This is a genomic window from Tenacibaculum skagerrakense (assembly GCF_004345825.1).
Lineage (GTDB): Bacteria > Bacteroidota > Bacteroidia > Flavobacteriales > Flavobacteriaceae > Polaribacter > Polaribacter skagerrakensis.
Genome location: NZ_SLXM01000002.1, coordinates 269580 through 293340, shown reverse-complemented (window position 1 = coordinate 293340; position 23761 = coordinate 269580). Strand labels below are relative to the sequence as shown.

Genomic DNA, 23761 nt, shown 5'->3' with positions numbered 1-23761 from the left:
AAATTTTACGCCAAACTGAACTTGTTTCAGTTTCTCATTATGCTTCAGCAATAGAGATTAGAAGATTCTGAAATAAATTCAGAATGACGTAGATAAATGATATTAATAAGTCTTTAACCAAGAAGTCAAAAACTAGTTCATAGGGATTTCAATAAATAATAGTTCAGAATTTGTGTTTGCTTGAATACTAAAAGTAGTTGTTTTTGAAACCCCAAGTGCATCTCTATTGGATAATTCTTGATTATCCACAGCTATATTTCCACTTATATTCATGATATAAACTCCATGTTTTTCAGATTTTAAATCATACTTAAAAGTTTTTCCCTCATCTAAATCGATACGAGATAATTTAGCATCTTGATGAATTTTTAATCCATTTTTATTTGAATCATCTAGTGAACTTACTAATACTTGTAGTTTGTTTTTTCTTTCTTCAGGATTAAAAGCTTCTTGATTATATCTTGGTTCAACTCCATCTTTATTGGGAATAATCCAAATTTGAAATAAGCTTAAATGGTCTTCTGTTGATCCATTCATTTCAGAATGATAAATTCCTTTTCCAGCAGACATCACCTGAACCTCATTAGGTTTTACATACAACCACTCATTAGACATACTGTCTTTATGTTTTAACACACCACTTAAAGGAATTGTTATGATTTCCATATTTTGATGTGGGTGCGTACTAAAACCTGTCCCAGGCGCTATTAAATCATCATTTAAAACACGTAATGCTCCGTAATGAAGTCTATTTGGATCATAAAAATTTGCAAAGCTAAAAGAGTGGTTAGCCTGCAACCAACCGTGATTTGCAAATCCTCTTGTTTCTGCAGGAAACTTTTCTAGTTTCATGATTATCTTATTTTATCTAATAAATTGCTTAATATTTCAGCTTCTTCTTCGGTTAAATTTTTAACAACATCGAACCCTGTCATCGCTTCATCTAATTCAGATAGCAATAACAAACCTTCATCAGTAATACTAACATATACTACTCTCCGGTCCTCCTCACAACGAGATCTAGCAATTAAATGTTTCTCTAAGAGTTTATCCATTAAACGAGTAACATTAGGTGCTCTATCTACCATTCTGTCTTTTACAACTTGCACCTTAGTTTTTTCTCCCGCACCTCTTAAAATTCGAAGGATATTATATTGCTGAGGAGAAATACCATAAGGTTTAAAAAACTCAACTTCTTTTGTATTAATCCAACTTGCTGTGTATTTAATATTCAAAAAAGCCTTAAGCTTATTGCTTTCAAATGTTGTATTGATATCCTTAGCTATGTCTCCCATTTTAAATTGATTTTTCGAATTCGCTAACTGCTTCTTCTAATTGAGATTTTAGTCCATCATGTTGTATTTCTTCATCCTTGAAATTTTCATAGAACTGAGGTAAAGAATAACTAGCTACTACATTCGCTCCCATGTGTGGGAAAGTTGCCTTAGCACTTGTTAAAACGGAAGCACCACCTCTAGCTCCTGGAGAAGTTGCCATCACTAAAACCGGTTTGTTTCTAAATACTTCTTTATTTTTTCTAGATACCCAATCAAATAAATTTTTGAATGCGGCAGTGTAAGAACCGTTATGTTCTGCTAAAGAAATAATAAAACCATCATAAGAATCTAATGCAGTATTAAATTCTGAAGCGCCTTTAGGATATTCATTGTTTTTTTCTACATCTTCGCTATAAATTGGCACTTCATAATTATTTAAGTCCAACACATCATATGCTAAGCTGTTTAACTTTGATGCTGCGTGAGTTGCTAATTGTTTATTGATTGATGTACTACTTGTACTTCCTGCGAATGCTACTATTTTTTTCATATTATATTACTTTCTATTAAATTTTCTCCTTTTATTATTTTGGCAACAGGACATTTTCCTGCTATTTCTTTAAGTCTCTTTTTTTGTTCGTCTGTTGGTTCTTTTTCAAAAGAAATATCTTCTACAAAAACTTGAGAAACTCCATTTTGCGTTTGAACATTCTTTTGAGTAATATCTACAGATATTTTTCCTAAATCCCAACCTTTACGTTGTGAATACATGCGTAAAGTAATTGCAACACAACTGCCTAATGCAGACAATAAATGTTCAACCGGTGTTGCTCCATTGTCATCTCCTCCAACAGTAACTGGTTCGTCGATTACTTCAAAATGATTTCTCATTTTAGCTTCAGTCATGTAATCTCTTGTCGATAATTTTATTGATGCTTTATTCATTTATTTTCTTACTAAAAGTGTATGAAATAATCACTAAAATAAATCCTATTAACGCTCCCATTTGTTGTCCATCTCCAATCATTACATGTGCAAAAAAAGCAAGTAACGTATTAAAAAAGAATCCAGCATATGCCCATTCTTTTAATGATTTGTTCGCTATAAACCAGATAGTAATTAAACCTAAAACTTTTGCGGTAGCTAAAGGATACACTAAATAACTAGGATACCCCATTGTTTCAAAAGCTTTTACAATTTCAGCATTATTAAAAAGATACATACTAACAGAAAACAGCATAAGTGCTGTTAACAATCCAGTAGCTGCGTAATAGATGATTTTATTTTTATTCATGATTAAGGTTATTTAATTTCTATACAAAGTTACTAAATTTTAAATTATTTTCCAAGGAATATAAATTTATGGAATATAATTTATTTTACATTTATTTAAATTAAATTTATAAATTTGCATAAGTACTTATATAAATAAGAATTTAAATATGGATGCTTTACAAGGAATTGGAGAAGTTGGAATAGGATCTCGTCTTAAAAGATTAAGTGAATATATGATGAAAGAAACTCAGATTGTCTATGATACTTTAGGGTTTGATTTTGACCCATATCTATTTCCTACCTTGAAAGTAATACTACATAAAAAGGAAGTTACGAATACAGAAATCAATCAGAGTTTACAAACATCTCAGCCAGCAACTACTCAAGCAATTAACAAATTAGCTAAAAAAGGATTGATTCGTTTAAAATCAGACAAAGAAGACAAGCGTAAAAAACTCATTTCTCTTTCCAAAAAAGGAATTCAACTAGTTGAAGATATTCAACCACTTTGGGAAAGTATAGAACATACCATTAAAGATTACACTCAAATTAAATCGGATTCATTAATCGAACACATCAATAAACTAGAAAAAAAATTTACTCAACAGAATTTTAGTGATGCTATTATGGAACATTACACGTTAAACAACAAAAAACAGCTAGAAATTACAGGATACAATCCTGAATATGCTCAATATTTTTATGAATTAAATATTGAATGGTTGAAAACATACTTTTATGTGGAGCCTTTTGATGAAGAAGTTTTAAGCAAACCCCAAAAGTATATTATTGACAAAGGTGGATATATATTCTTTGCTAAATTAAATGACGAGGTGGTTGGAACAGTTGCCTTAATGCCTTTAGATGACAATGGAACTTTTGAGTTAACAAAAATGGCTGTTTCGCCTAAACATCGTGGTTATAAAATTGGTCAACAATTAATGACAAAATGTATTGATTTTGCCAAAGAAAATAAGTTCAACAAGCTACTACTCTACTCGAACACTAAATTAGAAAATGCAATCTATATCTATAGAAAATTTGGTTTTGTAGAAGTACAATTAGAAAATAACTCTCCATATAAACGCAGTGATATTAAAATGGTTTATAAAGGATTGTAAGCTACGTAAATGAGAACCTGAAATAAGTTCAGGTTGATGTTTATTACTTTCATATTAAAGACAATCATTAAACAACAAGGTCTAAATCATTTGTATTAATTAGTTTTGCAGCTTTTAAAACAAAAAAGCAATACTTATGTGGATGTATTTAGGCCTTTTGGCTGCATTATTTTTAGGTTTACACAATTTATGTAAAAAGCATGCTGTAAAAGACAATGAAGTATATCCAGTACTTTTAGGTACACTAATTAGTGGACTTTTACTTTTATTACCTTTTTACATTGGTTCTCATTTCTTTCCTGAGGCAACCCGAAAAGCAGGATTTATCATTCAGGATATTCCACTAGAAAAACATGGTTTTATATTTATAAAGTCGATGATTATGTGTGCTTCTTGGATTTTAGCATACCAAGCTTTAAAACATTTACCACTGACTATTGTTGCTCCAATTCGTTCTGGCGGACCCTTTTTTACATTTTTAGGAGCGATGTTTATTTATCAAGAAAGACCAAGTTTATATCAATGGATTGGTTTCTTTCTAATTATTTTTTCTGTGTATTTATATTCTCAAGTTGGAAAAAAAGAGGGAATAGTCTTTAAAAGTAACAAGTGGATTTATGCCATTATAGCTGCAACTTTTTTAGGAGCTTCGAGTGGTTTATACGATAAGTTTTTAATTCAGAAAATTAGTTTGAATCCGCAAACCTTACAATTTTGGTTTTGCTTTTATTGTATTCTGATTCTTTTAGTTATTCTGAGTGTTATTTGGTTTCCAAAAATTGAAAAACGTAAAGCTTTTAAATGGCGATGGTCTATTCCTGCAGTTGGAATTTTACTACAATTAGCAGATTACTTTTATTTTAAAGCATTACAAGATCCAGAATCGTTAATCATGCTATTATCTGCCATAAAAAGAAGTCAGTTAATTATTGCTGTTATTCTCGGTGGTATTTTATTTAAAGAGAAAAACAAACGAAAGAAATTAGTGCCGCTAGCCGGAATTATGATTGGTGTAGCGTTGATTTTATATTCTTAAAAAATATTCCATGAATTTGGCAAATATTTATAAATCCCTTTCTCATAAGTATCCCAATATAATAAATCATCGTAATACCAAAACACATTCACTTTTTCTCCAATAGAAAACGGTTTAGTTATATTATTGGCATACCTTAATTTGACAAGAATATATTCACCTGGCTCATATTCTATTTTTACATAGGGATAATGAAAAGTTGTGTAATCATTTCTCATTCCGCCTCTTTCCTTTTTATAGCTTACAACTTCTGCTTCTATTTTTTCACATCCTTTTCTATTTTTAAGAAATTGTATTTTTGAATAAATTGAAGTAAACAATCCTATCAAAACAAATAATAGTAATGCCCAGGTCATAGACAATTATATTTATTATTAATTTTTATTCTCTTCCAACGCCTTAATAGAATCAATCTTTTTTTGAAGTTCTTCTATCACTTTTTCATTCTTATTTTCACTCAATTTTATATTAATTGAATCTAAAACCGCTTTTTGTTGGTCTTTAAACACGTTAGGATTGATTTTAAAGTAATCGTTGGTAGTTTCACTTTCTTTCCAAGCTTCTCCCAACTGTTCAAATACTTTTACATTCCACTCACTCGGGTGTTTTGCATCAATCCAAACTACATCACGATATTCACTATCAATTAAAGCTAAGTCAGGTGTTGCAGAACCATCAAACTTACTTGATTCATCTCGAATAGCAGAAATCGTACTCAAGAAAAACATACGCTTTCTTCCTGCTATTTCTTTTATATAAGGTCTAAATTCAACTGGCTTATTAACCGACCAATCAAACTCTTTTCGAGATTCAATTACTTTTAAAGGCATTGCCGAAACCCCTGCATATCCTTGCTTTTTAGTAGCATGATCGTAATAATATAACTTATCCGTTCCATCAGCAGGTATAAAAACGCTAAAAGTTAAACTTGTTCTTTCCTCTCCTACTGGCTCTAAACCAAACCAATGGTACAATCCTGTGTAAGCATCCGATTTGGTATCCGAAAAATCAAAATCGGTAACAAAAGGTTGTTGATTTTGGTCATCTGGTAAATCTGGAATTTTAACCGCCGTTTCCATATTCCAAGGTAACGGATCGCTAAAACCACCAATAAATTTTAACGATTCTGCTTGTAAGCGAGAAACTTTTTCAGCTAAGGTATTTTGACGCGTTAAATACGGATAATTGCGCATTTCTTCAGGAGAAATATACGTTCCTTTTCCAATTAAAATACGCTCGATATAATCGTTAAAATCGTGCGCTCCATTTTCAATAACCATTACTCCTCCGAAACTTGGATATGGAAAAAAGAAACCTTTCCATTTAATCAAACTCACCACCTGAACCCAAGCACCTTTATCATTTTTCATGTAATAGGTATCGCTTGGTTCCAAATTAAACAATTGAAAAATATTGAAACGCTGCACAACTGCATTGTACGTATTTCTGCTAAATTTTAAAGATTCACCTATGGAGAATGTAACTGGAATTCTGTTTTCACTTGAAAACCTTGGAAACGGAGTTGTACTTGACACTGCAAAAACCTCTTCTGTATTATCCGTCATACCCTGCCAAGCATATTTTTCTGTTGGCTGAATGGCCATTGTCCATTTATTAATAGAATCGATTCTAACTAAATGCGGAAGTGAAACATCTTTGGTTTCTCCTACCGATTCATTTGCCATTGAAAAGATGTTCATTAATGGTTGAATACGTTCGTTACGCGTTAACGGCAACTCATTTATTTCAACACGATTTAAGCTATTGAATACATTGTACGTTTTTACGTAATCGTACATTTTTAAATGCCATCCGATAAAATATAATCCGCCTAAAAACAAAACGATTCCGAAAAGAGTAAGTAAACGACCTCCTGTACTTGCTGTTCTTCTAAATTTTCGTAAACCAAAAAACAACACGCTAAAACATAGTAAAATGATGAAGATATATTTTCTAACAAACAATAATGCAGGTTGATAATCATCTCTAAGAATAAAAAGTGCTAAGAGTAAAACAGTCATCCAAAAGATTACTACAAACTTTTGCTTCCCTCCTTTGTTCCAATAGTTTTTAATCATTTTTTAAGTTTTTGGTTGTTCTTTCAATTAACAAGAAATTCTTTTGTAATTTTTTATTCTTCTGGATCAATATATTCCTTGGTAACAAATTTATCTTCATTCAAATCATACGTATGGTAAAAATCATAACACCAATCTGTATCTGGCTTACAAATTGAGCCAAAGAAATCAATAATGTTGTTATTTACTTTTTTAATCCATATACCATGTAAATTACCTGCTTTGATTAATTCTTTATTTGTCTCGTTTAGGAAACTTTCTTTTACAAAACTAGTATCCACTAATTTTTTTTCATCCTTGAAAATTTGAACATCAGTTTTTGCATTACGGTATCTATGTTCGTATACTAATCCCTTTTCTACCTCAAAAGAATCAATAACATAAGAATCTGGTATATAAGTATCAATTAAAACAATACGGATATTATTTTTAGAAATTAAGGTATCTAACTTAAATGTATCTTTCTCTTTTGGAAAGTATGTAATTACTATCGAATCTTTTGTTCTTTCTTTTACAGTATTAATAATTTCTTTTTGCGACTTTATTGGACTAATCTCTGTAGATGCTTCGGTCTTTTCTTTACAAGATATGATGACCAAAATAGACACTAAAACTAAATATATACTATGCTTCATCTATTTTTAACTTTATAATAGTCCTTTGTCTTTTAAACGTTCTCTTGCGCTTTTTTGATCTTCTTTAGGAGCTTCTTCCTTTTTTACTTCCTCTACAATTTCTTCCTTCTTTTCTGATTTTAACTCCTCGATAAAGTCTTTTCCTTTGTCTATTGTTTCCTTAACAATATCCCCTAAAGAATCTGAGCGTTCTTCAATAATTTCTCCTGATTTAAATATAAAACCGGCAACATAGGTTCCGACAATAGTTCCTACAATCATTGACATAAATAAAGAAACGGTTGTAACACTAATAGGAAGCATGAATTGAGCAATTATAATTCCTACTAAAAACAAAGAAGTTATAAAAACTAAACGCAACATAAAAGATTGCTGATATACAAAACCTTTAGTATCTGTTTCTTTCATTTGTAACTCTTTGGAGTACATTATTTTATTGAAAACACGATACAATTTATTTCCGTTGGATTCTCTCCAATACAATACTATTCCAAATAATATTGCTGCTACAAAAAGTATTAATTCTAGAGTCATGGTTATATGTTTTTCTTAATAGTTTCTATTACCCAATCTTTTAACGAACTATTCCAGGTTTGGTATAAGTTGTAAAAAATTTCTTTATCGTACCAGTATAAAAATAATACATCTTTAGGTGATATGCTCACCAAAAGTTTCCATACCAAATCTTGTTCGTTAGGCCCTAATGATGAATGAGGACTGTGTAATGCCACAAGAATATCTCTATCTACAAAATCGCTTACTTTGGTTTTAGGATCTGATTTCTTTTTCTCTAAATAACGATCTAATCCCATCACTCTTTTTCGAGCAGTAATATCAATCTTATTCAAATAGCCTTTAAATAACATCGAATCATTTAAGACATCTTTTACAGAATGAGTTTCGCTATCTATGTATTCTGATAAAACAAACTTTTTTATTCGGTCATAACGTTGCAACGTAATTTCAGAATCTACATCACATTCAATCATTAGATGAGAAGTTAGTCTTTCAATTAATTCTTCATGAGAAATATGATACATAAACACATCGTTAGAGGTGTCATTAATAACTTCTCTGTAAACTTCCATATCTTCAAAAACCAAAATGGGAGACAAGAAACTTTTTAGTACATAAATCCCTCCAAAAGCTTCAGTGTAAAAAGATTCTGTTTCATAGATAATATTTTCAAGACGTACCTCTCGTTCTCTTAAATCACCATATGTATTAGCAGAATCTAATAACTGTTGATGAATGGTTTCATCAATAAAATTATTATCTTTTCTAAACAATTCAATGAGTTGTAATTGTTCTTCTTTTGCTTTATCTAAATCATCAACCAATCTAAATTTTACAGTAATATTTTTGTATTTTAATACATCTAGCGGTTCATAAAACACGTCAATATCTTGGTCAAAATCAACACAAATAGCGGAATCTCTCGTTATATTTTCAATTTGTTGTTGATGTTTTTTAAAAACCAATTTCATTAACTCTTTGTCGAACGAATGAAACGGATTATAAATTGGCAATCCCTTTTGCAAAGGTGTAATGACAATGCAATGTGGATTCGCATCTCCATGATTTAAATAATGTATTTCTCCTTTTTCCTCTGCAACTTCAGGACTCCATCCAATGCCATCAATAAAAAACGAGGTTAACTTCGTTTCAGTAAAACCAAGCTTAGTCAAACATTTATTATAACGTTCAACCAATTTACCACTAATTGGTATTAATTCTCCTTTATATAAATCTGCTTCTTTAAGTCTTTGCATATTTAGTTTAAAATTAAAAATCTAAAGTTTTTTATATAAACAAACCTCAGACTTTAAATCTTTTATCTTTTATCAAACTGTTCTCTCGCTTCTAGTTCAATATTCATCTGATTGATACGAGCGTCCACTTTACGTTTAAAGTCCGTATCTGCAATTGTTGCAACATTATCAAGATAACGAACTACTTCTTGCCTTCTAATTTCAGAGAAATTCAGTCCTTTCATGTTTGCTTTCATTAATTCTTGCAACATATTAAATTTGGTTTCATAATCCTTTTTGAAATAAACCTCAGGATTCTCAAACCAATCTTGCTCTAAATCAAAATCTGTTAAACGCAAAGAAATTGCCGATTGAATATTTCGGACATCTCTAGAAGAAAAGAAAGGAAATGTTTTTTGCATCTCTTTGTATAAACTTGCAAAAAACATATGTTCATTTGACTTAAACTGTTTTTCAACTCGATCATAAACTTCATGAACACGTTCTTCTGTTGGTTTTTCAATACTGCTTAGAACATCACCCATACTTTTTACAAATCCTTGATCTGCTAAATAATTATAACTAGAAGGATCTGACATGTTTACGAAGTCAGGCATTGTTTTTTGGAACTTCTTCCACCAAATATAATCTTGATCTAAAAAGTCATTTTCAGTTCTTGCTCCATCGATTTTAAATCTACCTTGCACACGAGAAATTACTGCTTTATCTAACATTTCAGGAAGGTTTGTAAACAACCCGATTGAACTATTTCCATAATTTACAGCGTAAGCTCCTTCCGTATAACGCAAGAAAACACCTATTACTTCTTTTACACCTGCCGAAACACCTTGAGCAGTTCGTTCTTGTAAGTTATTTTCAGCATCATCAATTGGTGCAAAAATTAATTTTGTCGGATCTTGCATTGGCTTCATCCATTCAACCATTTTTTCTGCTGAACCACCTTGAAAAGTCGAAATTAGCGTATCTGGCATTGGATGAAATAAGAACGGAATATCTAAATTATCAGAATGCTCTTTCAAACGTGTTGCAATAGCAGCAATTAACATACTCTTTCCAGTTCCAGGAATACCATATCCCATAAAAACAGGCATAAATCCACCTAATTCTTGAAATGGATTCTTTTGAGCATCAAAATCGTAGCTTAACATACGCTCCGTTAAACGACGCGCAAAGTGTTTTGCATCTTTATTTCCGACTATCTGCTCAAACTGAATTTTATTAAACTCAACGCTTTTTGCTGTTCCGCTAAAGGTATTTTCCCAACCAGAAACTGCAAAATCTGAGTTTTCAAGTTTGTAAGTTCTATCCGTTATAGTTTCTGTGTATTCTAAACTACTTTTTCTAAGGTTAATTTCATCAATTAAAGCCTCAAAATACACAACTGTAAAATCAATTACATCTTTATCAGAGCTGATAATTTCAGGATGTGATAAATACTTATCATAATAAAATAGACAACAAGAAATTCCTTTTAAAGGTGAAAAGAAAGATACTTCTGGAATACCTGCAAACTTCTGTTTCATAACCGATAAATCATCTGAAGCATGCGGTTTTAAATCGTGTAAAATTTTATAAGCAGTGGCAAATAATTGAAATGCTGTAGCTGTTTGCATTTTACTTTCAAACTCCCTTTTCCCATTTGCATCTAAAGCAGATCTTCTCTCAGCTAATCCAGACAATCCTGATGCATCTGTAAAACTATCTTTAATCCAAATTCCCAGTGTTAATCCTTCTTGAACTGCATATAGCGTTTGGTTTAAAAATACTGGAAGCGCTACTGAATCTGGTAACAATCGTTTCTTTAACGCTAATATTGTTTTAGAAACAGAAGTAATCTCTGATGCTCCTCCACCATTTGCTCTAGACAAAAACAATAAAATTGATTCATCCTTACCTTCTTTATCTTTATTTTTTGCTCTTTGACTTTGCTCCCACTGAATACTTTTTAAATATCCACTAGCTTCGTCTCGAAGCATATCTAATTCATTTTTCTTTATTGGAAATGTTGAATTGTGTTCCATATTCTTTAGTTTACAGTTTTTAGTTAGCAGTAAACAGTTTAATACTACTCATTAACTTCACTGATGTTTTTTGTTTCTTTTTAAACTCCGAATTTTTCTGGGTGAATCATCATATAATTGATGAGCTTCCCAATTTCTATACTTTTATTCTCTAATAACTCTTTCTTTTCTTTGGTTATATAATTACAAGCTAAAGCAAATTCTAACCAAAGCTGAGTTTCTGAATTCTCACTATCAGCATCAGAAAGTTTACTTTTAAAGTGTTTTATATATTGTCTTTTCCTGTAACCTTCAGCAATAGCCGAACAAACGGCTCTACTAGAACGAATCATTTGAGAAGACAAACCATACATCTCTGATTTTGGAAATTCTTTAGTTAGACTAAAAATATCCATCGCAACATCAAACCCCTTTTGATATGCCAATAATGTTTTAAAACTCATCTCTTTTTCTTTTTTTCTTAATAGCAATATTAAACTTTACTGAATACTACAAACTGTAGACTGAATACTTAAGTTATATCAATTTTTAAATCTGACGTTTGAATTGGTTCTTTTGCCAACTTATTTAAAACCTCAGGTGTTTTGTTGTACAATAATTGTATGATTCTATGTGGAGCGAAAACATATTTTCTGTGCTCTACATCATTCCATTTTTGTAAAATTTGTTTTGAAAAGAAACCTCCTTCTTTAAAAGTGCCTCCAGAAAAAACCTCATCTGTTTTAAACGATAATGCATACGACTCTAATGGAATTTCTTTCTTTGCTATTCCTTCTAGAATTGCATGTGTAATTAAGTTTTCATCTTTAGCAAAAACATTATGTAGAGGACCTAAATCAATCCTCTTAATATATTTTGGATTTACATCAGGTAGTTTTCTGTCAATATTATACGCTAAGGTATCAAGCGCCATATTTCTATCTCCGCTTTCGCGAAGTATTGCGTATAATTTATCCTTATAATCCTCTATGCGTTTTCCATCAAAATTAAAATACATAAAGCATATATACGGTCTGTTATCCGAAACATCATAAAAACTCCAACTTGTTAATAAATCTGCCGGACTATTTTCAGGTGCTTCTACAATCTTTCCTTGAACAAATCGATTAAAAATATACTGCTGATTAACAAAGTTATAATATACCACAGAAGAAGCCTGAAACAACCTACGTTGTTTTATTTTTTGTTTCTTTCTTAATAAAGAATCTAAAAATTCTTCTTTTAAATCTTCAATATTTTCAAGCTTGCTGATGTATTCTTTTTTGAGTTCTAGGTCGTTGTAGAGATACCTAAACTCTAAATAATTTGGAAAGCCAGATTCTGTTAAATCGATTTTCATGTTATCATCTTCATCGTACATGTATTTAACACGCATCGCTTCAATAGAATACAATAACAAATCGGTATACTGTTTAAAAATAACAAGCTCTTGACTGCTACATAAATTTTGTCTTTGAATATTAACAATCAATTCTTTAAGAACAAAATCTACCATTTTATGATAAAATATGTATTGCTCTTTTGAATCTAGTATAGCAGAATCTAAAGGAGTTACAATCATTATAGTTTGCAGTTAGTAGTATAACAGTTAGCAGTCATCAGAAAACTGATTACTAAAAACTGCTAACTGTAGAATGTATTATTTTAAGATAACATATCGTCATCTTTTGATTCAGGTTCAGGATTATTTGTAGGATTATCGTTTCCTCCTGAAGGAGCGTTAGCGTCAGCTTTGTAATAATCTTCAAATAATTCTTTCATGTCTATTCCGTAACGATCTGCAAAATTCTTTTGAATTTCAGAATCCTTACTACGAATTTCCTGTAAAGCTTCAGCATAAGAACTGTAAACACCTTGCATTACTTTCTCGTGAACAGGAATATTATCCATCATTTCTTGACGCGCTTTAGCACTTGCTGTATGCATTGCCGCTAAAGTTTCACCAATATGCTCATCCGTTTTTACACCTAAATGCTCTAAGATAGCAGCAAACTCTTGGTCGGTTCTTGCTTTTAATGCTACGATATATCCATCATAATATTTTAAACGTTCTTCAGTATCTGATTTTAATTTTGCTCTATGTGTTTGTAAGTTACTACGCAAAGAAGTTAACACCTTAATCGTTAAGTTATGCTTGTGAACGAAACTATCTTTACTCGCAGCCAAAGTAGTATAGGCATTTTTCAATCCTTCTAATTCTTCAACTTTTTGCTCTAACTTGGTAACTTTTCCAATAGCTTGTGCATATTCTGCAGATTGCTTGTCAGCAATTTCTTCTAACTCTTGACGAGCTTGCTTTAACAACGCATATTGTTCTTCTAATTGACCTTCAACTTCTTTCTTTTTTTCTAAAGCTTTTGTATGATTCTTAGTCGCTTCTACAATAGCTACTTGTAACTTATCCTCTACTTCTTTTATTTCTACTTCACGCTCTTTCAAACGCGTAACAGCAGCCTGAGATTTGAATGATAATTCTGAAAGTAATGTTTGTACATCTGCACTTTCAATTCGCTCTTGAAACATTGCTTTGGCTCTATTGTCTGCTCCCGCACGAACTTTCTCCGCTTCTTTTAATTCTTGCTCAGCTTTGGCAATTTTACTTTTTCTACCCCAAAGGTTATTCCACCAAGTATCTGGCTTGTTTTGAGCATCTTCTAGCTTTACCTTTGCTCTTTCTAATGCTTTTTGAGCGTCATCAATAATTTTTTGCTCAGCCGCATTTAATGAAGAAAACTTTTCAAAGATAATTCCTACTTCATCTTGATAATCTGTTAAATCTTTAATAGCATCTAAAAGAGTAGTTCTGTCTTTTTCTGCCATATTCACAACATCGTCTAATGTTGCGTTTAATATTTTCTGTCTGACCTGAGGGTCATCTTCTTGAGCTAATTTAGACTTCATGCTATCAATAGCTTTCCCCCAATTAACATCAACTTTTTCTGTTTTCTCGTTAGAGTTCGTTTCTAATAAATCAAAATCATCAGACATTTTGCGTGCGTTTTTTATAGTTGTACAATTTTTAAAGTTAGCAATTTCGTTAAAAAAAATTATTTAAAATAATTATTCAACAAATAATATGTAGCTATTTTCTTCAAAATGTTACATGATTTTTCCCTAAAAAAGAAAAACCGCTTTCCTGACAAAAGCGGCTCTTACTTCAAACTAGAAATATATGTAAACAAACAACTAACTATAACCTGAAAAGGTCTATAGTGTTTTTTTTAAACCGTTGCTACTGCAACTTCTTCGGTAGTTTTTGCATCAAACTGATTAGAGGTGTTTTTAGTTCCTCCTGCTTTTAAAGCATTCTCTCCTGAAAAGAATGTTTTGTGGTCATCTCCTAAATCTGAACCTGCCATTCTTTGATGCTTCACACAAGAAACTCCTTTTCTAATTTCTTGACGTTGTACACCTTCAACATAAGCTAACATTCCTTTTTCTCCAAAATATCCTTGCGCTAAATCGTTCATATGTAATGCTGTTGTATGATATGTTGGCAATGTAATTAAGTGGTGGAAAATTCCAGCTTCTCTTGCACCGTCCATTTGGAAAGTTCTAATTTTCTCATCCGCTCTGTTACATAATTCAGAACCATCGTATTTCGCATCCATTAAGTTTGCTCTGTCATAACCGGATACATCTTCTCCAGCTTCTACCATTGCATCATACACTTGCGTACGGAAATTTAATGTCCAGTTAAACGATGGTGAATTGTTATAAACTAATTTAGCATTTGGCACAACTTCTCTAACTCTATTTACCATATGTGCAATTTGTCCAACGTGTGGTGTTGGTGTTTCAATCCATAATAAATCTGCTCCATTTTGTAAACTCGTTATACAATCTAACACTACTCGATCGATATTTGTACCTTCTCTGAATTTATACAATCCATTTACTAATCTTACAGGACGAACTAATTTCCCTTCTCTCTTTAATAAAACCTCGTTATTAGAAACTTGATCTAGAGAAACTTCTTCACACTCAACAAAATCTAAATATTGAGAAGCTAAATCTCCTGGCTCTTGACTAACTGGTAACTTTTGTGTTAATCCAGCTCCTTCAGAATCTGTTCTTGCAACAATAACTCCATCTTCAACTCCTAATTCTAAGAATGCGTAACGAATTGCATTTAACTTTGCAATGAAATCTTCATGCGGAACTGTTACTTTCCCATCTTGATGACCACATTGTTTTGCGTCTGACACTTGATTTTCAATTTGAATTGCACAAGCACCAGCCTGAATCATTTTCTTAGCTAATAAATACGTTGCTTCTTCGTTTCCAAATCCAGCATCGATATCAGCAATAATTGGCACAATATGCGTTTCGAAATTATCGATTTGATCTTGTACATCTTCCCCTGCTTCTAATCTTCTGAATAAATCATTTAACTCAATTGCATCTGCTTGACGTAAAAAATCATAAATCTCTTCAATTAAAGAAGCAACTGCCGTTTTTTCATGCATAGATTGATCAGGTAACGGTCCGAATTCAGAGCGTAACGCTGCTACCATCCAACCTGATAAGTATAAATATTTTTTATCTGTAGTTTTATTATGTTTTTTTACTGCAATCATTTTTTGTTGCGCCACAAACCCATGCCAGCAACCTAATGACTGCGTGTATTGAGAAGCATCAGCATCATAATCTGCCATATCCTTTCTCATAATTGAAGCTGTATATTTAGCAATATCTAAACCAGTTCTAAAACGATTTTGAGTTGCCATTCTCGCTGCACTTTCTGGACTAATAGCATTCCAAGAACTTCCGAACTTTTCTTTTAAGCTTCTTACCGTTTCTAATGCAGAACTGTAACTTCCTTGTGGTAAATTTTTCATAATTTTGTATTTCTAAATAAGTTGTTTATACTAATGACTTGCCCTTTAAATGTTGCCGCATTTTTGGGGCTTTTTTGTTTTAAATTTCGTGTCATTGCGAGGCACGAAGAAATCCCTCTCTTGATTACTTCAGATTACTTCATTTCGTTTTACTGCATTCGTAATGACGTGTGATTGTTATTATATATATTGATATGCTGAAAGTGTTAAAAACTCTTCAAAATCCTCTGATAAGACTAAATCGTCAAACAATTGAATCGCTAAATCAAATCGTCTATTTTTAAATGAGTCTTGACCAACTAATTCTTTAATTTTTTCGATTTCTTGAGCTTTCAGATCTTGATACATTTCTACATCAAACACTTCTCCACTTTCTAATCGAACACCTTTGTGTAGCCATTGCCAAATTTGAGTTCTCGAAATTTCAGCAGTTGCTGCATCTTCCATTAAATTATATAAAGCCGCAGCTCCATTACCAGACAACCAACTTTCTATGTAAAGAATCCCTACATTAATATTTTCACGAATTCCAGTCTCGGTAACAGTTCCAACAGGCATTTCAACCAATTCTTCTTCTGTTACAACCAAATCTTCTCGCTTATTATGAATTTGATTTGGAGTTGGCATGTACTCATTAAAAACATCCATTGCAACCTTTACCAATCCTGGGTGTGCAACCCAAGTTCCATCATGTCCATTTTTAACTTCTTGCAACTTATCTCCTTCAACTTTTGCATAAGCCGCCTTGTTTGCTGCTTCGTCGTTTTTTACTGGAATCTGAGCAGCCATTCCTCCCATTGCATGAACACGACGAACATGACAACGTTGTACTACTCTTTGAGAATACGCTTTCATAAATGGCGAGCTCATAGTTACTTGCGCACGGTTTGGCACTAAAAACCCTTCATGATTTCTAAACTTTTTAATGTATGAAAAAATGTAATCCCATCTTCCACAATTAAGGCCCGCCATATGATCTTTTAACTCAAAAATTATTTCGTCTAATTGAAAACTTGCCGTAATTGTCTCAATCAGCACTGTCGCTTTAATTGTATCTTGAGGAACGCCTAAATATTCTTGTGCAAAAACAAACACTTCATTCCACCATCTTGCTTCTAAATAATGCTCTAGCTTTGGTAAATAAAAATACGTTGCTGTTCCTTGTTCTAGTAATACTCTTATGTTATGAAAGAAATACAACCCAAAATCTACTAACGAACCCGACATTTCTTCTCCATCCAACATAAAATGTCTTTCATTTAAATGCAAACCTCTTGGCCTTACTAATAAAACAGCTGTTTCATCATTTAACTCGTAAGTTTTATCTTTCGCTTCGTTGTAATACGAAATCGTTTTCGTATTTGCATCTAATAAATTTTGCTGACCGTTTAAGATATTTGAAATTGTTGGCGAGTTGCTATCTTCAAAATCTGCCATAAATGTTTTAGCACCAGAATTCAACGCATTAATTACCATTTTTCTATCTACAGGTCCTGTAATTTCCACTCTTCTATCTAATAAATCTTGTGGTAATGGTTTACACACCCAATCAGAATTTCTGATAGACTCAGTTTCTTTTGGAAAAGAAGGGAAGTTTCCCTCATCAAAATACGTTTGCATCTTGACTCTCTCCTTTAACAACTCTAACCGTTTATTATTAAACTTGACATGTAACTCAATTAAAAAAGCTTTCGCCTCTGGCGTTAAAATTGCTTGATAAGCATCAGTATCAAAACCGTTAAACTGAATCTCGTTTAGAATTGTTTTAGTTTCCATTTTTCTCTTTTTTAAATAATTACACCACAATGTTAATTATTTTTTTTGAACTCTGCAAGCGAACGTTCGCTAAATTAATAAAAAAAACAATTTTTATTAATTCGCTATAATTCTTAACTTTGATTTTATGTTATTAGAAGAACAATACATTCGCCTTATTTTTGGGCTGAAACTGAAGCAAATAAGAACCGAAAAAAATCTTTCTCTTTTCGGTTTAGCGAAATTGACAGGTTTGTCAAAATCATATTTAAATGAAATTGAAAAAGGAAAGAAATATCCTAAAACAGATAAGATTGCTGTTTTAGCAGAAAGTCTTGAAGTACCTTATGATCATTTAGTTTCTTTAAAATTAGACAAAAACCTTGCTCCTATTGGAGAGATTTTACAATCTAAAATCCTTAAAGAAATTCCTTTAGATCTTTTTGGTATTCAAGAAAACAACTTAATAGATATTATTGCTAATGCTCCTGCAAAAGTAAATGCATTTATCAGTACTATTATTAAAATCTCTCAGAATTACAATCTTACTCGCGAAAGCTTTTTCCTTGCTTCTTTGCGTTCCTATCAAGAAGCACACAATAATTACTTTGAGGACATCGAAGAAAGCGTTGAGAAATTTGCAAAAGCTTATCAAATAGATGTAACTAAAAAAATTACCTCAGAAGATTTAAAAGAAATTTTAACTGAAGAATTCAATTATATAATTGACACTGAAGAGCTATCTAAGCACACAAAACTTACTGATTTACGAAATATTTATATTCCAAAAAAGAATACACTTTTATTAAGTAAAGAAATCTCTGAACCACAAAAGACGTTTATTTACGCAAAAGAGATTGCCTATAATTTTTTAAAAATTGAAGATCGTTTATACACCTTTCCTTGGATAAAATTTGAAAGTTTCGATCAGGTCCTAAATAACTTTATAGCTTCTTATTTTGCCGGCGCTTTAATTATTCCGAAAGAACAATTAATTAAACAATTGAAAGATTTATTTAACAAAGAAGATTGGAACCCCGTTCGACTTCATAAAATCTTAACAAGCTATAATTGCTCGGACGAAACGTTTTATCAGCGATTAACAAACATCTTACCAACAGCTTTCAATATTAAAAACTTATTCTTTTTACGTTTTACACATAAAAAAGACTCTCCTACTTTTAGGTTAAGTAAAGAATTACATATTACACAACAACAAGCACCACACGCTAACAGAAATCAAGAACATTATTGCAGACGATGGGTTTCTATTAAAACCATACAAGATTTTGAAAATTCAGACCAAAAGAAGTCTTCATCTGGAATTCAGATTTCGTCTTATGAAAATTCAACAAATGAATATTTAGTATTGTCCTCTGCTAATAAAGATCCTTTTAAAAAAGACATCTACAGAAGTATTAGTATTGGAATGCTTTTATCTCCACACTTAAAACGAAAAGTAAAGTTTTTTAAAGAAGATACTTTTGAGAAAAATGTTGTTGGCGTAACCTGTGAATCTTGCTCGGTTAAAGACTGTAAAGAACGTGTTTCTGAGCCATGGCTATTAGACAAAAAAGCACGTTATAAGGAAATTGAAAATACTGTAAAAAGCATAATCGAATCCTATAAGTAATAGACCTTGAAGTATGCTCCTATTTTCTTATTTTAGCACTCGCAAACAAACAAATATCTATGGACATTAACTTCAATAAAAACGAGGATCATAATAAACTATTAGCTTCGGATTTAAAACAACGTTTAGCCAAAATAAAATTAGGAGGAGGAGAAAAGAGAATTCAAAAGCATCATGAAAAAGGCAAATTGACCGCTAGAGAACGTATCGATTACTTACTAGACAAGGATACTGACTCTATTGAAATTGGGGCTTTTGCAGGTGAAGGAATGTACAAAGAACACGGCGGATGTCCTTCTGGTGGTGTAGTTGTTAAAATTGGATATGTAAAAGGTAAACAATGTATTGTTGTTGCTAATGATGCCACTGTAAAAGCTGGAGCTTGGTTTCCTATTACTGGAAAAAAGAACTTAAGAGCTCAAGAAATTGCCATAGAAAACAGACTACCAATTATCTATTTAGTGGATTCTGCTGGTGTGTATTTACCAATGCAAGATGAAATTTTCCCAGACAAGGAACATTTTGGACGTATTTTCAGAAACAATGCAGTGATGAGCAGCATGGGAATTACGCAAATTGCAGCTGTTATGGGAAGTTGTGTTGCAGGTGGAGCTTATTTACCAATTATGAGTGATGAAGCTTTAATTGTTGACAAAACTGGAAGTATATTTTTAGCGGGAAGTTATTTAGTTAAGGCAGCTATTGGTGAATCTATTGACAACGAAACTTTGGGTGGTGCAACTACACACTGTGAAATCTCTGGAGTTACCGACTACAAAGCTAAAGACGATAAAGATGCTTTAGATAGAATCAAAAACGTAATGGATAAGATTGGTGATTTTGAAAAAGCGGGTTATAACAGAACCGAAAGCAAATCACCAGCAAAAGACGAAAACGAAATCTTTGGAATTTTACCAAAAGCGCGCAGTGAACAATATGATATGATGGAAATCATAGAGCGCTTGGTTGACAATTCTGAATTTGACGAGTATAAAGCAGGATACGGACAAACCATTATTACTGGTTATGCTCGCATAGATGGTTGGGCTGTTGGTATTGTTGCCAACCAACGAAAAATTGTAAAATCTAAAGGTGCTAAAACCAAACCTAGCGAAATGCAATTTGGTGGTGTAATTTATTCTGATTCTGCTGATAAGGCTACTCGCTTTATTGCTAATTGTAATCAGAAAAAAATTCCTCTAGTATTTTTACAAGATGTTACTGGATTTATGGTAGGAAGTAAATCTGAACACGGTGGAATTATTAAAGACGGTGCTAAAATGGTAAATGCGGTTAGTAATTCTGTGGTTCCAAAATTTACCATTGTTGTAGGTAACTCATACGGAGCAGGAAATTATGCAATGTGTGGAAAAGCATATGACCCAAGATTAATTGCTGCTTGGCCAAGTGCTGAATTAGCAGTAATGAGTGGAAATTCTGCTGCAAAAGTGTTATTACAAATAGAAACTGCCGCTTTAAAGAAAAAAGGCGAAGAAATCACTAAAGAAAAAGAAGAAGAATTATTCAATAAAATTAAATCAAGATACGACGAGCAAATTTCTCCGTATTACGCAGCAGCTAGAATTTGGACAGATGCTGTTATTAATCCGTTAGAAACTAGAAAGTGGATTTCTATGGGTATTGATGCCGCGAATCATGCGCCAATTGAAAAGCCTTTTAATTTGGGAGTTATTCAAGTTTAAAAAATGAATTTTAAAAGAAAGATTTTTACAATCTTAAGTTTTGTATTTATTACCAATTTATATGGACAAGAGAATGATCTTAACCAAATTGATAATTACATCAAAATATCTAAAAATTATCTTTTAAAAGATTTAGACAGTGCTTTTATCTATTCCGAAAGAGCACTGTCTTTAGCTACAAAAACTAACTTAGACACTTTAATTTCTAAAGCTTTAACTCAAAAAAGTAGTGTTTACATCTTTAAAAATGATTTCAGCAAGGCAGATTCTATTTTAACTTCTGAACTTTCTAAAAACCTACCTCCACACATAGAAGGACAAATATGGCATAATTTAGCTACCATATCTTATAAAAAGCGTGACTTAGAAAAAGCGCTAGAATTATACATAAAAGCTGCTACTTTAACAGAGGAATCAAAAAAACAACAATTACTTTTAAATACCTATTCTAACATTGGTGTTATTAACGCACAACTTAAAAACCACAAAAAAGCTGAGAGTTATTTTGAAAAGGTAGTAATTTTAGCAGAAAATAATGAGTTGCTAAAACTTCAAGTACTTTCAAATCTTGCAAATATTTATCGTGAAAATCAAGAATATTCTAAATTTAAAAAAACATCTCTAGAAGCAGAAAATTTAGCAAAAAAACATAATGTTGATGGTATTTTAGGCATTATCTACTCAAACCTGTCTTTATATTATTCAGACATAGAAACAAACTATGCCAAAGGTTTATATTATGGTAAATTAAGTCTTGAATTAAAGAAAAAAACGACCAATAAAAACCTCTCTTTTACTTATAACAACATTGCTCATACTTATATACTAAAAAAAGACTATAGAGAAGCTATACAATATTTAGACAGTGCTTTACCAAAATCAAACGGCATATTAAAGAGTTATATATACAATAATTATAAAAAAGCCTATACTGGATTAAAAGATTTTAAAAGCGCTTTATATTTTTCTGAATTAAAAGAAGAAATTAATGATTCTCTACACGCAAAAAAAGAAAAAGAAAAAATTACAGAAATAACTGCGAAATACGAATCTGATAAAAAAGAACAGCAAATTAATTTGTTAAATGCTAAAAGCGAACTTCAATCTAGCAAAATAAAAAATCAAACAAACCTTTTATTTGGAGGTATTATTACTTTTTTCTTACTAGGTACTCTTTTATTCTTATGGTTTAAAAACCAAAAAACTAAACAATCCCTACAAAAAGCTTCTTTACAAAACAAACTCCTTCAAACACAATTAAACCCTCACTTTCTGTTTCATTCTTTAAATAATATCCAAACATTTATTTATAACAACGAGAATAAAGCATCTTTAGATTATTTATCTAATTACAGTAAATTAATGCGTTCTATTTTTGAAAACTCATCAAAAGACTTTATTACAATAGAGGAAGATTTTCTAGCTATGAAAGCATATTTACATTTACAAAAAAGCAACTTTCAAAATAATGTGGAATTCTCTATTGAAACTAGCAACGACATTTTGGATTACTTAGTTCCTCCAATGCTTATTCAACCTTTTATAGAAAATGCATTACAACACGGAATTAAAACTGTTGAAAACGGAAAAATTTCTGTAAACTATTACAATAATATCGATTCTATAAGAGTTATTATTTCCGATAACGGAAAAGGAATGAAAAACAAAACCAACAATCATTTATTAGAAAAACATTCAAGTACAGAGGTTATAAATGAACGTATAAAAAACTTACAAAACACTTATAACTACAAAATTCAGCTTGATATTCAATCTAACACTAATGGAACCAGAGTATCTTTAACACTTCCTAAGAAAAGCTACTAATGAATTGTTTAATTATTGAAGACAATAGAAATACAGTGTCTATGCTACTTGACATTATTAGAAATAACTTTTCTTCAATTAAAGTTCTAGACACAGCTTCTTCAGTAAAAAAAGGAATAACACTTATTAAAAAAAATAATCCTGATTTTATTCTCTTAGATGTTAATCTTGAAGACGGAGAAGGTTTTTCTATTCTTAAACAATTTCCTAATCCCGATTTTAAAATAATCTTTATCACATCTTACAGCAAATATGCCATTGAAGCTTTTAAGTTTAGTGCTTTAGATTTTATTTTGAAACCATTTACTCCTACAGAAATATGTAAAGCAATTAATAAAGTAATTGATAGTAAAATTAGCAACGACCAAAAAGAAAAACTAAATACTTTTTTACATAACTATAATTCTCAAAACAAAAAAATTGTTTTATCAGATATAGAAAACTTACATGTTGTTCCTATTGAAAACATTATTTACGCTTCATCTGAAAACAGTTACACTATTTTTACGTTAAAAAACAAAGAGGAAATAGTGGTTTCTAAATCTTTAAAATCTTTTGATGAAAAACTCTCTTCGTATGCTTTCATAAGAATACATCAACGATATTTAATTAACATTCAATATGCTGAGAAATTTCACAAGAAAAATGAAGAAATACTTTTATCTAATGGAGCCATTTTACCTGTTTCTAAAACTAAAAAAGAACTATTAATTCAGGCTTTAAAAAAACTCTAACTGTTTTCTCAAAAAAAAACACATCAAATTCAAGACAAACTTCTTACAATTCA

The 23761-nt window shown here is 31.3% G+C and carries 22 protein-coding genes; 6 read left to right on the top strand and 16 right to left on the bottom strand.

From position 1 onward, the window contains the following. Positions 1-132 precede the first annotated feature (132 nt). From EV195_RS05655 to EV195_RS05635, 5 genes are read right to left on the bottom strand one after another with little or no spacing between them, the layout of a single operon-like run. On the bottom strand, positions 133-852 hold the full coding sequence (locus EV195_RS05655; RefSeq protein ID WP_132793826.1) for a pirin family protein: 720 nt from the start codon (positions 850-852) through the stop codon (positions 133-135). A gap of 2 nt (positions 853-854) precedes the next feature. Beyond that, entirely contained in the window at positions 855-1295 is a 441-nt protein-coding gene (locus EV195_RS05650) for a MarR family winged helix-turn-helix transcriptional regulator (protein ID WP_132793825.1), read from the bottom strand. Position 1296: 1 nt separating this feature from the next. Beyond that, entirely contained in the window at positions 1297-1827 is a 531-nt protein-coding gene (locus tag EV195_RS05645; protein WP_132793823.1) for an NADPH-dependent FMN reductase, read from the bottom strand. Continuing rightward, entirely contained in the window at positions 1824-2222 is a 399-nt protein-coding gene (locus EV195_RS05640) for an OsmC family protein (RefSeq protein WP_132793822.1), read from the bottom strand. Before EV195_RS05640 ends, EV195_RS05645 begins: the two co-directional genes overlap by 4 nt. After that, the gene (locus EV195_RS05635) at positions 2215-2571 is read right to left on the bottom strand and encodes a DoxX family protein (RefSeq protein WP_132793820.1); all 357 of its coding nucleotides are present in this window, start codon (positions 2569-2571) and stop codon (positions 2215-2217) included. Before EV195_RS05635 ends, EV195_RS05640 begins: the two co-directional genes overlap by 8 nt. A 148-nt stretch (positions 2572-2719) precedes the next feature. Here EV195_RS05635 and EV195_RS16925 point away from each other — a divergent pair, with 148 nt between their 5' ends. Continuing rightward, a complete protein-coding gene (locus tag EV195_RS16925) occupies positions 2720-3673 on the top strand; it encodes a bifunctional helix-turn-helix transcriptional regulator/GNAT family N-acetyltransferase (RefSeq protein WP_132793819.1) in 954 nt (317 codons plus the stop codon). A gap of 136 nt (positions 3674-3809) precedes the next feature. Then, the gene (locus EV195_RS05625) at positions 3810-4709 is read left to right on the top strand and encodes an EamA family transporter (protein ID WP_132793817.1); all 900 of its coding nucleotides are present in this window, start codon (positions 3810-3812) and stop codon (positions 4707-4709) included. On the opposite strand, the gene EV195_RS05620 is transcribed toward EV195_RS05625, so the two are convergent. The 11 genes from EV195_RS05620 to aceB form a co-directional block, all read right to left on the bottom strand. Continuing rightward, entirely contained in the window at positions 4706-5065 is a 360-nt protein-coding gene (locus EV195_RS05620) for a hypothetical protein (RefSeq protein ID WP_132793816.1), read from the bottom strand. The two genes, EV195_RS05625 and EV195_RS05620, sit on opposite strands and share 4 nt — an antisense overlap. Before the next feature lie 18 nt (positions 5066-5083). Then, a complete protein-coding gene (locus tag EV195_RS05615; protein WP_132793814.1) occupies positions 5084-6787 on the bottom strand; it encodes a hypothetical protein in 1704 nt (567 codons plus the stop codon). 53 nt (positions 6788-6840) lie between these two features. Continuing rightward, the gene (locus tag EV195_RS05610; protein ID WP_132793812.1) at positions 6841-7422 is read right to left on the bottom strand and encodes a DUF4738 domain-containing protein; all 582 of its coding nucleotides are present in this window, start codon (positions 7420-7422) and stop codon (positions 6841-6843) included. A 12-nt stretch (positions 7423-7434) separates the two neighbouring features. Continuing rightward, positions 7435-7956 carry a hypothetical protein gene (locus EV195_RS05605; protein WP_132793811.1) on the bottom strand — a complete coding sequence of 174 codons (522 nt, stop codon included), beginning with the start codon at positions 7954-7956 and terminating at the stop codon, positions 7435-7437. A gap of 2 nt (positions 7957-7958) precedes the next feature. Then, entirely contained in the window at positions 7959-9194 is a 1236-nt protein-coding gene (locus tag EV195_RS05600; protein WP_132793809.1) for a DUF6638 family protein, read from the bottom strand. Positions 9195-9256: 62 nt separating this feature from the next. Next, positions 9257-11215, bottom strand: coding sequence for an AAA family ATPase (locus EV195_RS05595; protein WP_132793808.1), 1959 nt, complete (start codon positions 11213-11215; stop codon positions 9257-9259). An 80-nt stretch (positions 11216-11295) separates the two neighbouring features. Further along, positions 11296-11658 carry a four helix bundle protein gene (locus tag EV195_RS05590; protein WP_132793806.1) on the bottom strand — a complete coding sequence of 121 codons (363 nt, stop codon included), beginning with the start codon at positions 11656-11658 and terminating at the stop codon, positions 11296-11298. Between the two features lie 68 nt (positions 11659-11726). Continuing rightward, on the bottom strand, positions 11727-12776 hold the full coding sequence (locus EV195_RS05585; RefSeq protein WP_132793805.1) for a hypothetical protein: 1050 nt from the start codon (positions 12774-12776) through the stop codon (positions 11727-11729). A gap of 83 nt (positions 12777-12859) precedes the next feature. Further along, complete coding sequence (locus EV195_RS05580; RefSeq protein WP_132793804.1) at positions 12860-14203, bottom strand: coiled-coil domain-containing protein; 1344 nt, start codon at positions 14201-14203, stop codon at positions 12860-12862. 233 nt (positions 14204-14436) lie between these two features. After that, positions 14437-16056 (bottom strand): isocitrate lyase, encoded by a 1620-nt coding sequence (locus tag EV195_RS05575; protein ID WP_132793802.1) that lies wholly within the window; start codon positions 16054-16056, stop codon positions 14437-14439. Positions 16057-16236: 180 nt separating this feature from the next. After that, positions 16237-17832 (bottom strand): malate synthase A, encoded by a 1596-nt coding sequence (gene aceB, locus EV195_RS05570; RefSeq protein ID WP_132793800.1) that lies wholly within the window; start codon positions 17830-17832, stop codon positions 16237-16239. A gap of 127 nt (positions 17833-17959) precedes the next feature. Here aceB and EV195_RS05565 point away from each other — a divergent pair, with 127 nt between their 5' ends. Genes EV195_RS05565 through EV195_RS05550 form a run of 4 tightly spaced genes read left to right on the top strand, consistent with a single transcriptional unit; the run spans position 17960 to position 23708 of the window. After that, positions 17960-19444: a helix-turn-helix domain-containing protein gene (locus EV195_RS05565; RefSeq protein ID WP_132793798.1), complete on the top strand. Its 1485-nt coding sequence runs from the start codon at positions 17960-17962 to the stop codon at positions 19442-19444. Positions 19445-19503: 59 nt separating this feature from the next. Next, a complete protein-coding gene (locus EV195_RS05560) occupies positions 19504-21147 on the top strand; it encodes an acyl-CoA carboxylase subunit beta (RefSeq protein ID WP_132793796.1) in 1644 nt (547 codons plus the stop codon). Positions 21148-21150: 3 nt separating this feature from the next. Then, positions 21151-22974, top strand: coding sequence for a tetratricopeptide repeat-containing sensor histidine kinase (locus EV195_RS05555; protein WP_132793794.1), 1824 nt, complete (start codon positions 21151-21153; stop codon positions 22972-22974). Then, complete coding sequence (locus EV195_RS05550) at positions 22974-23708, top strand: LytR/AlgR family response regulator transcription factor (RefSeq protein WP_132793792.1); 735 nt, start codon at positions 22974-22976, stop codon at positions 23706-23708. Before EV195_RS05555 ends, EV195_RS05550 begins: the two co-directional genes overlap by 1 nt. Positions 23709-23761: the final 53 nt, after the last annotated feature.